Here is a 13,642-nt window from a genome sequence, read left to right on the forward strand (position 1 = left end):
GTTACTCTCGGCAGCCGGCCTACCGAAAAGGAGATATCGTGGTAGATCATGTCTGCCCGTCATCCCTGAGGATCGGAGTCGTTGGTGACCGCCCACTCTTCGGGTGGGCGGTCCAGCAACTTCTGATTCGTGAGCCGGACATGACCGAAGCTCTTCTTGCCAAAAGCGGCGATGATCTACAAAAAATGTTACGGGCCGCGGGCGACGTCGACCTCGACATCGTCATCCTCGACTTCGGCGCCGGTTCGGCCTCGCCGGTCGAGGCGGTTCGCGATGTCAGGTCAATCGGCCGCGTACTCGCCGTTTCGGAGTCGCTGGACGGCGAAAAGGCGTTTTCTCTGCTGAAAGCCGGTGCCTGCGGCTATATATCGAGCAGTGCGCCCTGCTCGACCTTTGCGGTCGCGGTGCGGGCGGTCGCGATGGATGGATTCTATCTGCCGTCCCCGCTTGCGGAGGCGTTTTTCGCGGATCGGGCGCTCGATGCGCCGGCTGCGGACACTGTCCGTCCACGGCTGTCCGAGCGGGAGGAGCAGGTGCTTGGATTGATTGCGGAAGGGCTGACGCATGGCCAGATCGCCACGAGACTGGGTGTTGCGGTAACCACGGTCAACACCTATGTGCGGCGTACCCGGGCCAAACTGGCGCTGGGGAACAAGGCGGAACTGGTCCGGGTCGCCCTGGAGCGGCAGCTGAGCCCGGTGGCGATGCAGGGCCCGGTCGCGGTCAGTCCGCTGGCCAGGCCGGACGCCACTGAGCTGGCGAGATCATGGTCTGGTGCCGCCTGGTAGGGCCCATGTAGGGTCGACGGAGGTGCGCCGGGAAGTCTGGTCGGCAGTTCAGTGCGTTGTGCCCGAAGTCGTGCGGGCCCGGGGTCGTCTCCGCGGCCGCGCGGGGCCGTTGGCGATCGGAGTTTCCTGATCGTTCTCTGCGGTCCGGGCATGAGTGCGCTCCGTACCGACCGAGAAGAGCTGCCGATGCCCGATCCGTCCCGCCGTGAGTCGCGTGGAAGTGCCGGATCCCAGCCGTCCGAGCCTCAGCCGTCCGACTCTCAGCCGTCCCGGTCACGGTTGCTGGGCCTGCCGAGCTGGCCGCAGGCTCAGCACGTCGCGGGCATCCTGCGCGACGAGACGGTCGGCGGCATCCTGCTGCTGGCCGGTGCCCTGATCGCGCTGACCTGGGCGAACTCGCCCTGGCGGGAGTCGTACCACTCGCTGGTCGAGACCAGCGTCGGGCCCGGTTCGCTGCACCTGCATCTGAGCCTCGAGCAGTGGGCGGCGGACGGACTGCTGGCGATCTTCTTCTTCGTGGTGGGGCTGGAGCTCAAGCGGGAGTTCCTGCTGGGGGACCTGAGGTCGGTGAGCCGGGCGGTGCTGCCCGTCGTCGCCGCGGTCGGTGGGATGGTGACCCCCGTCCTGATCTACCTGCTGGTCAACACGGTGAGCGCGGACGGATCATCCACCGGCTGGGCGGTGCCCACCGCGACGGACATCGCGTTTGCCGTGGCCGTGCTGGCGATCATCGGCGCGCACCTGCCGGCGGCGCTGCGGTCCTTCCTGCTCACGCTGGCGGTGGTCGACGACCTGCTGGCGATCGCGATCATCGCGCTGTTCTTCACCGATCATCTGAGCCCCGGCCCGGCGCTGGCCTCACTGGCTCTCATCGTCGTGTTCGGGCTGCTGGTGAACCGTTCGGTCCCGCGGTGGTGGCTGCTGGTGCCGCTCGCGGTCGCCGCGTGGGCCTTCATGCACGCCTCGGGGATCCACGCGACCATCGCCGGAGTGCTCCTGGGCTTCACCGTCCCGGCTCGCCCCGGCCCCGGGGAGCAGGTGGGGAGGTCGGAGCGCTTCGAACACTTCTGGCGCCCCGTCTCGGCGGGCGTGGCCGTGCCGCTCTTCGCGCTGATGGCTGCCGGTGTCTCCCTGCTCCAAGGCGGCATCGGCGGGGCGTTCACCGATCCGATCGCCATCGGGGTGGCGCTTGGCCTGCTGCTGGGAAAGCCGATCGGGGTGCTGGGGTCGACCTGGCTGCTGGCCCGGTTCACCCGGGCTGAGCTGGATTCGGAGCTTTCCTGGTGGGACGTGTTCGGCGTCGCGCTGCTCGCAGGAGTCGGCTTCACCGTCTGCCTGCTGCTCGGTGAGCTCGCGTTCGACGACGACGCGGGGCAGGCGAATCACGTCAAGATTGCGATCTTCGTCGGCTCGGTGGCCGCGGCGATGTTCGCCACGATCGTGCTGCGCGCACGCAACCGGGTCTACCGCCGGCTGGCCGCCGAGGAGACGGTCGACCTCGACGCCGACGGCATTCCCGACATCTACCAGACCTCCGAGGCTGACCAGCGGGGCCGGTGACCGGCCTGTCTGCGGCCGTCGCCGCTTCGGGCCGCCGCCTGTCTGCGGCCGTCGCCGCTTCGGGCCGCCGCCTGTCTGCGGCCGTCGCCGCTTCGGGCCGCCGCCTGTCTGCGGCCGCCGCCTGTTTCGGGCCGGCGCCTGTTTCGGGCCGCCTGCCCGGGCACCTGCTCCGCCGCCTGCTCCGATGTTTGTCGCTAAGACAGGTGCCTGCCAGGGGTGAGGTAGGCGAGACTCGCATGGTGACCGAAAACAAGATGAGTGGACCTAGTCAGATGTTAGATCTTTCCGGTCGGGTGGCTGTCGTCACCGGTGGCAGCAGGGGAATCGGCCGGGCGGTCGCCGAGGGCTTCGCCGCGGCCGGCGCGGACGTCGTCGTCGCGAGCCGAAAGCTCGACGCCTGCAAGGCCGCGGCGGCCGAGATCGAGGCGGCAACCGGGCGACGTGCCCTCCCCGTCGCCTGCCACGTCGGCCGGTGGGAAGACTGCGACAGCCTCGTCGACACGGTCTACGCCGAGTTCGGTCGCTGCGACGTGCTCGTCAACAACGCCGGAATGTCGCCCGTGTACGACGACCTGGCCTCGGTCAGCCAGGCGCTGTACGACAAGGTGCACGCCGTCAACGCGGGTGGGCCGTTCCGGCTGAGCGCCCTGATCGGCACCCGCATGGCGGCCGGCGACGGCGGCTCGATCATCAACGTGACGACGGCCGGCTCGCTACGGCCGAACCCGAGCGACCTGCCTTACGCGATGGCGAAGGCAGCCCTCAACGCGCTGACCCTCGGCCTGGCCGGGGCCTGGGCGCCCAAGGTGCGGGCGAATCTGGTCCTGCCCGGGGCGTTCGACACCGACATCACCAACGCCTGGGGCCCGGACGCCAAGCGCCTCGCCGCCGAGATGAATCCGATGAAGCGGATCGGTGTGCCCGGCGACATGGTCGGGGTCTGCCTCTTCCTCGCGAGCGACGCCGCCGGCTACGTCAACGGGGCTCAGATCCTCGTCGACGGCGGCCTGTTCCGGACGCTCTGAACCAGCCGGCGGAACGCGGACGCGCCGTCAGGTGAAAAGGTCCGGGGCTCCGGCTGTGTCTGTCGCCCCGGCCGGATCTCCGGCCGGGGCGCTCCAGGGCTGCCGTGACAGTGCCACCTGGGACACCTTGGCGGCTCCCGCGTTCCGCAGCGCTCGAGCGACCTCGTTGAGCGTGTTGCCGCTGGTGAAGACGTCGTCGTAGACAAGGATGCGCCGACCCGCGACCAGAGCCGGGTCGGGTACCCGCAGCGCCGCGCGCAGCGCCGCGGCAGCCACCTGCCGGCCCGCCGCGTTGCGCTGCCGGCGCATCTTCGGGGTGGCGTACATCCGGATCACCAGGGGTGGGTCGAGGTGAAAGGGCAGTTTCCCCGAATGATCATGGCCGATGGCCTGTTGGATCACAAAGCGAGTCATGTCCTGCTGCGGTGCGGCGCCCGGCTCCGCGAAGGTCGGGCTGGGGATGATGCAGTCGTGCGGGTCCGCAGCGAAGTTCTCGAGCAGGTAACCCACAAGTACACGCGCGAAGATAATCCCCCAGGCCCACCTGTCGTGGTCCTTCCAGCGGAGTATCGCCTCCTCCAGTGCCCCTGTCTTCATGGCGATCGCGTGGGAGCGGTCGAACATCCGGTCTGTCGAGTTGCACAGGGTGTTGAGGCAGCGCTGCCCGACCAGCCGTTGAGAACAGATCACGCAGCAACTCGTGCCCGGTACGACGAAGCTCTGAGCTGCGCATTCATAGCAGAACTGCACGGTCCCGGTCTCACGTAGCGGACAGTGCCCGCACTTTCCGAATCCCGGAGGAGTCGGCAGCCCGATACCGCTGGGCGTCGCCATCGCAGGCGGTGACGGTCAGGAGGAGAACTCTATGGCCAACTGCTCACGCCGCTCGTCCGCGGCCTGTATGCGGTCGATCGGCAGGAGCCCCTCAAGCACGTCATCCACAGTGTCCACGACCCGTGCGCCTCGATTCTCCACGTAGCCACGTGCCCACTCGTGGGAATCTACCAGACTACGCAACAGGAACACACGCTTTCCATGCTCCAGAGCAAAGCGCGCCTGCATCTTTGCTCCGGAGGTACTCGACGCCTCGATCACAACAGTGCCCTGCGTGATGCCTGACATCGTGACGTTCCGACGCGGGAATCCGAACTTTGTCGGTGGGGAGTCCGGCCAGAACTGCGAGACGACCGCCCCGTGCTCGGCGATCGTCTCGCAAAGCTGGGAGTTCTGTCTGGGGTAGGATCGAAGAATCCCGGTCCCGACGACGGCAATAGTTCGTCCGCTGGCTTCCAGGGTTGCAGTATGTGCGGCGGTATCAATGCCGAGTGCCATCCCGGAAACCACGGTGACATCGTTCTCGACCAGCAGTCGGGCCATTCTTGAGGCCCGGAACATTCCATCGCGTGACGCTTCTCTCGTCCCGACGACCGCAACGCTTCGGATGTCCTCGGCGAGCAGTGAGCCGCGGACGAACAGAAAAGGCGGCAGATTGAAGACGAGACGGAGGTTCATCGGGTACGAGTCATCGACGACTGTGTGGAGTGTCGCGCCGACCGCGGCCGCCTGGTCCGCGGCCTCGCGGGTCTGAGCCATGAGCGAGTCGACCTTGTCCAGGCCAGCGCGGAGGTTCGGCAGCGATCTGGCCGCGTCGCGGGTGGCCTCGGTGAACTCGCCTGCGTACAGGCGGTCCAGGCCGCCGGGGCGTTGCGCCTCGCGGGCGATCAGGTGCCAACCGACGCCGTCAATGCGGCACAGCGTGAGCAGACGTATCTGCTCATCGCTGATCATGGCGATCGTCCCCAGTTTGTGGTCCGTGTCGAAGCTTCTCAAGCAAGCTAGCGCACCGTATCGAAGTACGCATGGCCTATCAGGGCCAACGTGAGGCGAGTTGCGCCTCGGTGGTGAGCTGCTGGCTTGCGGATTCACCGAGGTTGCTGTGGTGTGGATGCCTTACCGCCACCTGGTTGTCCCCCGGTGGGGCGTGTCGTTATCCGCATGCCGTTACTAGTACAAAAGTACTAGTAACCCTCCCTGAATTCTCCCTGGTCATGATTCCGTCACGGGTGGCCGGCTGCTGGCGGCTCCGGCGTCGACCTGGCCGGGGCCGCCAGCGCCCCGGTCAGCCCTTGGCGGCGTTCTTGGCGGAGAGCCTCGCGACGATGGCGGCGAAGTCGTCGGTCTGGAAGGACTGCTCCTCGGCGGTGTTCGCGTAGTCGAGGCTGGCGAGCACGGCACGTTCCTGGTGGATGTTGAGCAGACGCTTGGTGGCCTCCACCGCCTGCCGCGGCAGCTCGGCGATGCGCTTCGCGCAGGCCAGCGCCTCGGCCAGCGGGTCGGCGGCGATGTGGTTGGCCAGCCCCATCTGGATGGCACGCTCGGCCGAGATGCGCGCGCCGGTGAAGGCGTACTCCTTGGCCAGGTGCAGGCTGGTGTTCAGCGGCCAGGTGAGCGGGCCGCCGTCGGCGGCCACCAGCCCGACCTGGATGTGCGGGTCGGCGAGGAAGGCCTTCTCGCCGATGTAGACGATGTCGCTGAGGGCGACCAGGCTGCATCCGAGGCCGACCGCGGGGCCGTTCACCGCGGCGACGACGGGGACCCGGCACCGCACCATGTTGAGGACGATGTCACGGCCGTGCGCGATCGACTTGGCGCGCAGCTCCCGGTCCTGGAACAGCTCGTTGAGGTAGGTGAAGTCGCCGCCCGCGGAGAAGGCCCGGCCGCTGCCGGTGAGCACGGCGGCCCGGACCTCGCGGTCCTCGTTCAGCTGTGGCCAGAGCTTCGCGAGCCCGGTGTGCAGGGCGTCGTTGACGGCGTTGAGCTCGTCGGGTCGGTTCAGAGTGATGATCCGCAGCGACCCGTCGGCGCGGACTTCGATCTCCTCCGGCATGTCGTACACGTCATACGTCCAATCCGCTGGTCCGGGTTGCGATGGTGTCGGTGGCCGGCCCCGGTGCGTGGCCCCCGACGATGCCCACCGGACGTCGCGGCGTCACCGTGACGATCCGGAACCGTATCTTCTCGTCCCCAACGCTTGCAAACTACATTCTCATTGACTGCGAATCAACTTCTGCTCTCCGAGAATGATGTTGGTTGCTCTCGGTGTCGCCCGGCTGCGGCCGGGGTGCCCCGTTGTGACGGTCGAATGCCGGCTGACCTGGACGGATACGAATTTCTCGCCAGGTGGCCCGGATAGCCTCGACTGTGTTGTCCAGGCATCGGCTCCCGTGTCCTGGACGACTGTTAAGATCCCGTTCGACCTGCATATTGTATTTTCCTCGGTATCGGGACGCATGCACTACGGGGAGACGATGATCAATACGCCATCGGGTGCGCCCATGGGTGAGCCAGGCAGGCCGGAGTCCGCGCCAGGCACCGTTTTCTCGCCGCTGGCCCCACAGGATCCCCGGGTGGTCGGCGGATACCTGATCCGGGCACGGATCGGCGAGGGTGGGATGGGGGCGGTATTTCTTTCCTACACCCCTGGCGGGCGGCCGGTGGCGCTCAAGGTGGCCCGGCCGGAGTTCGCTGCCGATCCGGAGTTCCGGCGCCGATTCAGGACAGAAGTCGCTATTGCGCAGCGGGTGCAGGGCCTCTACACCGCCCCCGTCATCGACGCGGACCCTGAAGCCCCACAGCCCTGGCTGGCCACGGCCTACGTTGCGGCGCCTTCGCTGGCTGTGACGGTCGGGCGCCAGGGCGCGTTGCCGGTGGAGACCGTCCTTGTTCTGATCGCCGGTGTGGCCGAGGCATTGCAATCGATTCATGCGGCCGAAATCATTCACCGTGACCTCAAGCCGGGGAATGTCATCCTGGCCGCGGACGGCCCCCGCGTCATCGACTTCGGCATTTCCCGGGCGACCGAGTCCTCCTCGGGTGCGATCACACAGACCGGGGTACGGGTCGGTACACCTGCCTTCATGTCTCCGGAACAGGTCCAGGGAGCAGCCCTCGGCCCGGCCGTGGACATTTTCGCCCTGGGTTCCACCGCCTACTACGCGGTCACCGGCGAGCTGCCGTTCGGGGCCGATGCCGCGGTCTTCAACCGCATCGAGAAACACCCGCCGGCCTGGGATCGCTGCCCGGACCAGATCCGCGGGCTCCTGGAAGCCTGTGTGGACAAGGATCCGGCGCGCCGGCCCACCCCGGCAGTGCTGATCGACCTGTGTCGGGAGGCCTCCACCGACGAGCGGCTGCGTATCGGTGAGGGCTGGCTACCGGCCACCGTGGTCGCGGATCTCACCCAGTACAGCCTCACCCCACCGCCTCCACCACCGCTGCCATCGGGCGGCACCGTCGGCCACGTTCCAACCGGCCCCATTCCGCCGGCTTCGTCGCCGTGGGGCCCGCCGTCGGCGCCCCCAACTGCTGGATCTCCATCCGCCGGGTCTCCGCGTGGGAAACAGCTGGCCTGGGCGGTCGGTGGTCTGTGCGCGGCAGCGCTCCTCCTGGCAGTCGTGTTCACGGCGCTGAACAACGACTCGCCAGACAAGGGGGCCACCGGTGACGGCCTGACGCCCCAGACCGTGAGCGCCAACGAGTCCACGTTCTCCAGCGAACCCACGTCTTCCAGCGAGCCCACGGCGACTCGTGGCAGCAGCCCGTCGCCGGAGAAGAGTGCAGATCCCGCTTCCCAGGGCGTCGATCGTTACCTTTCCGAGTTCACGGCGCTGGAGAGCGCCGGAGCGGTGGAGACCGGCGCCGTGGCGGTGAACGGCCAGCAGCGGACGCGTAGCATTCTCATCCGGGCCGTGGGTGACAAGTATGCCGCAAACTACCGCGTCGGGAAGGTCGACTACGATCTCGGGCGTCATTTCCAGAAATTCCAGGCGGTCGTCGGGCTTGCGGATGACGCTCGTAGCACCGCGGTGTACCAGGTCAGTATCTACGGAGACAACCAACGGCTGGCCGATCATACGATCCGGCTCGGTGAATCCATCCCGATCGACATCGATGTAAGGGGAATCCTGCGACTCCGTCTCGAGATCACTCATACCGACGGAGACTCCGGTGAGGGGTACTCCAGGTATGACTCGCGGGTGGTTTTTGGGGAGGCGAAGGTGGTCGGCTCCGCGGACGAGGTTCCCAGCTGAACCGTCACGTCACCTGAACCGTCACGTCACCTGAACCGTCAGGTCATCGGAGCCGGGAGTCATGGGCCGTTGGCTGCGGACGGGGGCTCGGCTTGGCACGCGGCACGCGCGGGACCGAGCTTCCGGGTGGCGGTGCGCCTCCGCCTCGCTCGACCGAGGCGAGAGGGCAGGAGGTCCGGCGGGCATCGGGTCTGCACTTCGTCGTGCCCGTGCTGCGGTGCCCGTGCCGCCGGGGCGCGGCGCGGTGCCGACCGCTGGCGCGTGGCGGCCTCGCCGTGTAGTCAGGATATGGGTGTTTATCGCGAACGGTCGGCCTGCGCCGACCGTCTTCGGCCTGCCCCGGCCAATCTCCGCGACCGACTACCCACGTCTACGGACCGACTACCCATGGGAGGGCGCCGCGTGGCCCGCTCAGATATTCCGGTGTTCGACGCCGATAATCACCTCTACGAGACGCGTGAGGCGTTGACGAAATTCCTGCCCGACCGGTACAAGGGTGCGGTCGACTATGTCGAGGTCCGTGGCCGCACGAAGATCATGGTTCGTGGCCAGGTCAGTGAGTACATCCCGAACCCGACCTTCGACGTCGTGGCCCGGCCCGGTGCGCAGGAGGACTACTACCGGAAGGGAAACCCCGGCGGGCTGTCCCGGCGGGAGATTTTCGGCAAGCCGGTCAAGTGCATCGACGCCTGGCGAGAGCCGGCCTCTCGGCTCCAGCTGCTCGACGAGCAGGGGATCGAGCGCACCCTGATGTTCCCGACGCTGGCGAGCCTCATCGAGGAGCGCATGCGCGACGACCCGGATCTGGTGCACGCCGTCATCCACTCCCTGAACGAGTGGCTGTACGAGACCTGGCAGTTCAACTACGAGGGCCTGGACCGCATCTTCACCACTCCGGTGATCACCCTGCCGATCGTGGACAGGGCGATCGAGGAGCTGGAGTGGGTGCTGGAGCGCGGCGCGCGCGCCGTTCTCATCCGGCCGGCGCCGGTCCCCGGCCTGCGCGGCCCGCGCTCGTTCGGCCTGCCGGAGTTCGACCCGTTCTGGGAGCGGGTCCAGGAGTCCGGAATCCTGGTCGCGATGCACTCGTCCGACAGCGGCTACTCGCGGTACCAGAGCGAGTGGATGGGTTCGAGCACCGAGATGCTGCCCTTCCAGCCGAACACGTTCCGCATGCTGCAGTCCTGGCGGCCGATCGAGGACGCGGTCTCGGCGCTGGTCTGCCACGGTGCGCTCTCCCGCTTCCCGGGCCTCAAGGTCGCGGTCATCGAGAACGGGATGAGCTGGGTCGCCCCGCTGCTCACCGCGATGAAGGCGCTCTACAAGAAGATGCCGCAGGACTTCCTGGAGAACCCGGTCGAGGTCGTGAAGCGGAACATCTACGTGAGCCCGTTCTGGGAGGATGACCTCGGCGAGCTCGCGCAGCTGCTGGGCGAGGACAACGTCCTGTTCGGCTCGGACTATCCGCACCCGGAGGGCCTCGCCAACCCGGTGAGCTACATCGACGAGCTGTCCCACCTGCCCGAGGAGCTCGTCCGCAAGATCATGGGTGGCAACCTCGCCCAGCTCATGGGCGTCGGCGTGCCGGCCTGACGAGCCCGGCCGGGCCCGGCGCCGCATCGGTGAGTGCGGCGCCGGGCCGCGGTGCTGACCGCAGTGCCGACCGCGGCGGTGCTTGACCGCGGCGCCGGGCCGCGGTGCTGACCGCGGTGCCGGCTCTGGTGCTGACGGCGGTTCGCTCAGGTGTTGCGGCCGCCGTTGACGCCGATGACCTGCCCGGTGATGTAGCCGGCCTCCTCGGAGATGAGGAAGGACGCGGCCGCGGCGATGTCCTCGGGCTTGCCGGGGCGCCGGACGGGGGTGAGGTCGGCGTGCTTGTCGACGCTTCCGCCGAGCAGGCCGCGCTCCTCGGACGCCCGCAGCATCGGGGTGTCGACGAAGCCCGGCGGGATCGTGTTGACGGTGATCCCCTTCGGCCCGAGCTCGAGGGCGAGCGACTTGGTCATACCGATCAGGCCGGCCTTGGTCGACACGTAGTGCACCATGTACTGCTGCCCGGACTGGGCGCTGGACGACGAGATGTTGACGATCCGCCCCCAGCCCGCCTCGATCATGTCCGGCACGGCGTTCTGGGTGCAGTAGAGCGGCCCGCTGAGGTTCACCGCGATGATCCGGTCCCAGACCGGATCGGTGATCTTCAGGAACTCCTTGAAACCGGTGATCCCGGCGTTGTTGACGAGGACCAGGATGGGGCCGTAGGTGTTCCGCACCTTTTCGAGCGCGGCGTCGACCTTCGCGCGGTCGGAGACGTCGACAGCGAACGCGGTGGCCTCGCCGCCCTTCTGGCGGGCCTCCTCGGCCACGACCTGGGCGGCCTCCTCGTTGAGGTCGAGTACGGCGGTCGCGAAGCCGTCCTCGGCCAGCCGGAGGCTGATGGCGCGCCCGATGCCCGAGCCACCCCCGGTGACGACTGCCGTGCGTCGTTCGGTCACTGTGCCGAACCTCCCTGTGGTAGCTGGTTGCTACGTCGCTGTGATCCCTCGAGGGTGCGAGAGCGAGTGAACCACCAGGCGGTTGACGCGCTCTCGCACCATGCGAACAGCATTACGCGACGGGCTCCTCGCCGGCCAGTGATGCACGGTGCATCAGTCTGGAGGACGTCGGTCCGTAGGGCAGGGCTCGGTGCAGCATCCCGGTGTTGTCCCAGATCACCAGATCGCCCTGGGTCCAGCGGTGCCGGAGGACGAACTGCGGCTGGGTCGCCCAGTCCAGCAGGCGGTCGAGCAGCGCCCGGCTCTCGTCCGCGGGCAGGCCGACGACCTCGCCCGCCGTCGACCCGACCAGCAGCGACTTACGCCCGTTGCGGCGGGTCCACACCACCGGCTGCTCCCGGGTCGGGTTGCGGTCCCAGGCCGCCCGTTCCTCGGGCGAGGGGTCGGGGTTGGCCACGAGCTGGGAGGCGGTGAAGCTGTGCAGGGCACGCACACCCTCCAGCCGCGCCTTCTCCTCGTCGGGCAGGGCCTCGTACGCGGCGTAGGTGTTGGCGAACTCGGTGTCGCCCTCCGTGCTCCCCGAGATCTGGCGTGCCGTGAGCAGGGTGGCCTTGTCCGGCACCTCGCCGGTGGTTCCGTCGATGTGCCAGTAGAACGTGGCCTCGCGGTACGCCGCCAGTTTGCTCTGCGACGCGTCGCGGGTGATCCGCTGGATCTCCTTGAGCTGATGGCCGCCCATCGGCAGCGGCAGGACGTTTCCGAGCAGCCGGCCGAAGGCGACCAGGCTCTCGTCGTCGATGTCGGCCTCCCGGAAGACGACGACGCCGCTGTCCTCCAGGGCCGCGAGGGCGTCCGCGGCGACGCCCTTGTCGACGAGCTGGGTGCCCGTCAGCCCGCTGAACTCCGTCCCCGTGTTCGGGGTGATCTTCCTTGTGGTGACGCCCATCGCGGTTCGCCTTCTCAGAGGGCCGGTTCGACGGCGGTGTCGAAGTACGCGGCGCCCGAGTCCGGGATCCGCGGCTGCTTGAAGATGTTGACCGGGTAGGACGTCATGATCATCGAGTAGAGCAGGTGCAGCAGGCGGGTGTCCTGGTCGGACAGCGCGTGCACGTCGCGGGTGTCGAGGTACGCGATCGCGTCCTCGGCGAGCGGGGCGACCGCGTCGTAGAACGCCTGCAGCTCGTCGATGGTCTTGGAGAGCCGCTTCTGGTAGCGCTCCTCCCGGGTGGCCAGCGCCCAGTCGGCGACCCAGGGCTCCAGGGCGTTGAACCGCTCCGGCAGCGAGACGTCCCCGGCCGCGTTCCCGGTTGCGGTGCCGGATTCGTCCACGGTGGTGGTCATGGCGGCGGGCCCCTCTACTTCTCGCTGCCGGCCTGGTGCGCCGCGACGGCGTCCCGGACGACCTTGTGGAACTGGCGGATCATCAGCTCCATGTCGGACAGGTGGAAGGTCTGCAGCGCCCGGTTGTTGAGCTGCGACCAGGTCGCCTCCACCGTGTTCGTGTCCTGCATCGCGAACTCGACGGTGCTGTCGACGACGAGCTCCTGCGCGAGCCGCTCGGAGGCGGTCTTCGGCTCGGGGAAGTAGATGTCGACCTCGTAGGCGTGGGTGCCGACCGTCTCCGGGATGTACTGGTAGGTGATGTAGTAGCCGCGGCCCCAGAGCTGGATCGACAGGTTCGGGAACAGCCAGTACTGGTCGTTGCTCCAGGCGCGGATCCCGCCCGGGTTGCGGTTGCCGGCCAGGTGGCCGAGGTCCTCGCGGACGTCGTCCGGGCCGAACAGACCGGCGCGGAACAGCCGGTAGGCCCAGTTCATGTCGCGGGCGGCGGGGCCGACCGAGCCGTCCTTCTTCTTCAGGACGGGCGGGCCGGGCACCGAGGTCAGCATGTGCGGGGTGAACAGGTCGTAGTGGTAGGAGTCCATCGGCGGGACGAGCTTCTCCGCCTCGGCCACGTTGGTGTTCAGGAACCGGCCGTGGACGTAGGCGGGGTGGTACCACTCCAGCAGCGCGTCGATGCCGATCTTCCAGTTGCCCTTGACCTTGGTCCGGAAGGACCAGTGGTTGGTGAACTTCTCGAACGGCCAGCTCTCCAGCTCGGAGACGAGCTTCTCGCCGAGGAACTCGCGCAGCGGCGGGGCGTCGGCGCTGAAGTTCACGAAGATGAACCCGGCGAAGACCTCGCAGCGCAGCGGCGGCATGGCGAGCTGGTCGTCGGGCAGCGACTCGAAGAACTCGTTGCGCTTGGTGACGTAGGTGCACTTGCCGTCGAGGCCGTAGCGCCAGCCGTGGTACTTGCAGGCGAACTGCCGGGCGGTGCCCTGGGTCTCGTTACCCGGGTGCTCCTGCCAGACGACCTTGTTCCCGCGGTGCGCGCAGATGTTGTGCAGCGCGTACACCTGCCCGTCGGTGTGCCGGGTGATCACGATGGAGCCGAGGCCGACCAGCTCGCGGGTGAAGAACGTGCCGTTGCGGGGCAGCTGCTCCACCCGGCCGACCTTCAGCCAGGTCCGCTTGAAGATCGCCTCCCGCTCGGCCTGGAAGAACTCCTCGGAGATCGAGTCCTCGTAGTCGACCGGACCGGTGTCGAGATCCGGGTAACCCGGCGTGTACTTCCCACGACCGGTCGCCAGCCGTTCCTGGATGGCCATCGGCTTCATCCCCTTTCACGGAATCGATTTCGTGCA

12 protein-coding genes are annotated in these 13,642 nt (G+C 67.9%); 5 read left to right on the forward strand and 7 right to left on the reverse strand.

Features of this window, described 5'->3' with window-relative positions; translation table 11 throughout:
* Window positions 1-140 precede the first annotated feature (140 nt).
* The 3 genes from ACG83_RS36730 (at window position 141) to ACG83_RS36740 (ending at window position 3,373) form a co-directional block, all read left to right on the forward strand.
* Window positions 141-788, forward strand: a complete 648-nt coding sequence (locus ACG83_RS36730) for a response regulator transcription factor (RefSeq protein WP_152991620.1) — start codon at window positions 141-143, stop codon at window positions 786-788.
* A 186-nt stretch (window positions 789-974) separates the two neighbouring features.
* A complete protein-coding gene (gene nhaA, locus ACG83_RS36735; RefSeq protein ID WP_083473876.1) occupies window positions 975-2,348 on the forward strand; it encodes a Na+/H+ antiporter NhaA in 1,374 nt (457 codons plus the stop codon).
* A gap of 254 nt (window positions 2,349-2,602) precedes the next feature.
* Window positions 2,603-3,373, forward strand: a complete 771-nt coding sequence (locus tag ACG83_RS36740) for an SDR family NAD(P)-dependent oxidoreductase (RefSeq protein WP_054570996.1) — start codon at window positions 2,603-2,605, stop codon at window positions 3,371-3,373.
* Between the two features lie 27 nt (window positions 3,374-3,400).
* Here the strand turns inward: ACG83_RS36740 and ACG83_RS36745 are convergent, their stop codons facing one another.
* The 3 genes from ACG83_RS36745 to ACG83_RS36755 all read right to left on the reverse strand — a co-directional run bounded on the left by ACG83_RS36745 (window position 3,401) and on the right by ACG83_RS36755 (window position 6,269).
* Window positions 3,401-4,063, reverse strand: a complete 663-nt coding sequence (locus ACG83_RS36745; protein WP_054570849.1) for a ComF family protein — start codon at window positions 4,061-4,063, stop codon at window positions 3,401-3,403.
* 159 nt (window positions 4,064-4,222) lie between these two features.
* Window positions 4,223-5,203, reverse strand: a complete 981-nt coding sequence (locus ACG83_RS36750) for a DNA-processing protein DprA (protein WP_198955486.1) — start codon at window positions 5,201-5,203, stop codon at window positions 4,223-4,225.
* A gap of 289 nt (window positions 5,204-5,492) precedes the next feature.
* Window positions 5,493-6,269 carry an enoyl-CoA hydratase/isomerase family protein gene (locus ACG83_RS36755; protein ID WP_054570850.1) on the reverse strand — a complete coding sequence of 259 codons (777 nt, stop codon included), beginning with the start codon at window positions 6,267-6,269 and terminating at the stop codon, window positions 5,493-5,495.
* A 394-nt stretch (window positions 6,270-6,663) separates the two neighbouring features.
* Here ACG83_RS36755 and ACG83_RS36760 point away from each other — a divergent pair, with 394 nt between their 5' ends.
* Both ACG83_RS36760 and ACG83_RS36765 read left to right on the forward strand, forming a co-directional pair.
* Window positions 6,664-8,463, forward strand: coding sequence for a protein kinase (locus ACG83_RS36760; RefSeq protein ID WP_054570851.1), 1,800 nt, complete (start codon window positions 6,664-6,666; stop codon window positions 8,461-8,463).
* A gap of 387 nt (window positions 8,464-8,850) precedes the next feature.
* Entirely contained in the window at window positions 8,851-10,056 is a 1,206-nt protein-coding gene (locus ACG83_RS36765) for an amidohydrolase family protein (RefSeq protein ID WP_369812944.1), read from the forward strand.
* Window positions 10,057-10,202: 146 nt separating this feature from the next.
* On the opposite strand, the gene ACG83_RS36770 is transcribed toward ACG83_RS36765, so the two are convergent.
* The 4 genes from ACG83_RS36770 to ACG83_RS36785 form a co-directional block, all read right to left on the reverse strand.
* Window positions 10,203-10,955 (reverse strand): SDR family NAD(P)-dependent oxidoreductase, encoded by a 753-nt coding sequence (locus tag ACG83_RS36770; RefSeq protein WP_054570853.1) that lies wholly within the window; start codon window positions 10,953-10,955, stop codon window positions 10,203-10,205.
* A 112-nt stretch (window positions 10,956-11,067) separates the two neighbouring features.
* Window positions 11,068-11,901, reverse strand: a complete 834-nt coding sequence (locus ACG83_RS36775; RefSeq protein ID WP_054570854.1) for a TauD/TfdA family dioxygenase — start codon at window positions 11,899-11,901, stop codon at window positions 11,068-11,070.
* Window positions 11,902-11,915: 14 nt separating this feature from the next.
* Window positions 11,916-12,296, reverse strand: a complete 381-nt coding sequence (locus ACG83_RS36780; protein WP_054570855.1) for a hypothetical protein — start codon at window positions 12,294-12,296, stop codon at window positions 11,916-11,918.
* Between the two features lie 14 nt (window positions 12,297-12,310).
* Window positions 12,311-13,606, reverse strand: coding sequence for an aromatic ring-hydroxylating dioxygenase subunit alpha (locus tag ACG83_RS36785; RefSeq protein ID WP_054570998.1), 1,296 nt, complete (start codon window positions 13,604-13,606; stop codon window positions 12,311-12,313).
* Between the last annotated feature and the right edge of the window lie 36 nt (window positions 13,607-13,642).

It is taken from the genome of Frankia sp. R43 (assembly GCF_001306465.1).
GTDB lineage: Bacteria > Actinomycetota > Actinomycetes > Frankiales > Frankiaceae > Parafrankia > Parafrankia irregularis.

What these genes read in the sequence shown, in the direction of transcription:
- ACG83_RS36760 (WP_054570851.1), top strand. Translation starts at nt 6,664, where the DNA reads ATGCACTACGGGGAGACGATGATCAATACGCCATCGGGTGCGCCCATG.
- ACG83_RS36780 (WP_054570855.1), bottom strand. Translation starts at nt 12,296, where the DNA reads ATGACCACCACCGTGGACGAATCCGGCACCGCAACCGGGAACGCGGCC.
- ACG83_RS36740 (WP_054570996.1), top strand. Translation starts at nt 2,603, where the DNA reads ATGAGTGGACCTAGTCAGATGTTAGATCTTTCCGGTCGGGTGGCTGTC.
- ACG83_RS36775 (WP_054570854.1), bottom strand. Translation starts at nt 11,901, where the DNA reads ATGGGCGTCACCACAAGGAAGATCACCCCGAACACGGGGACGGAGTTC.
- nhaA (WP_083473876.1), top strand. Translation starts at nt 975, where the DNA reads ATGCCCGATCCGTCCCGCCGTGAGTCGCGTGGAAGTGCCGGATCCCAG.
- ACG83_RS36765 (WP_369812944.1), top strand. Translation starts at nt 8,851, where the DNA reads ATGGGAGGGCGCCGCGTGGCCCGCTCAGATATTCCGGTGTTCGACGCC.
- ACG83_RS36785 (WP_054570998.1), bottom strand. Translation starts at nt 13,606, where the DNA reads ATGGCCATCCAGGAACGGCTGGCGACCGGTCGTGGGAAGTACACGCCG.
- ACG83_RS36730 (WP_152991620.1), top strand. Translation starts at nt 141, where the DNA reads ATGACCGAAGCTCTTCTTGCCAAAAGCGGCGATGATCTACAAAAAATG.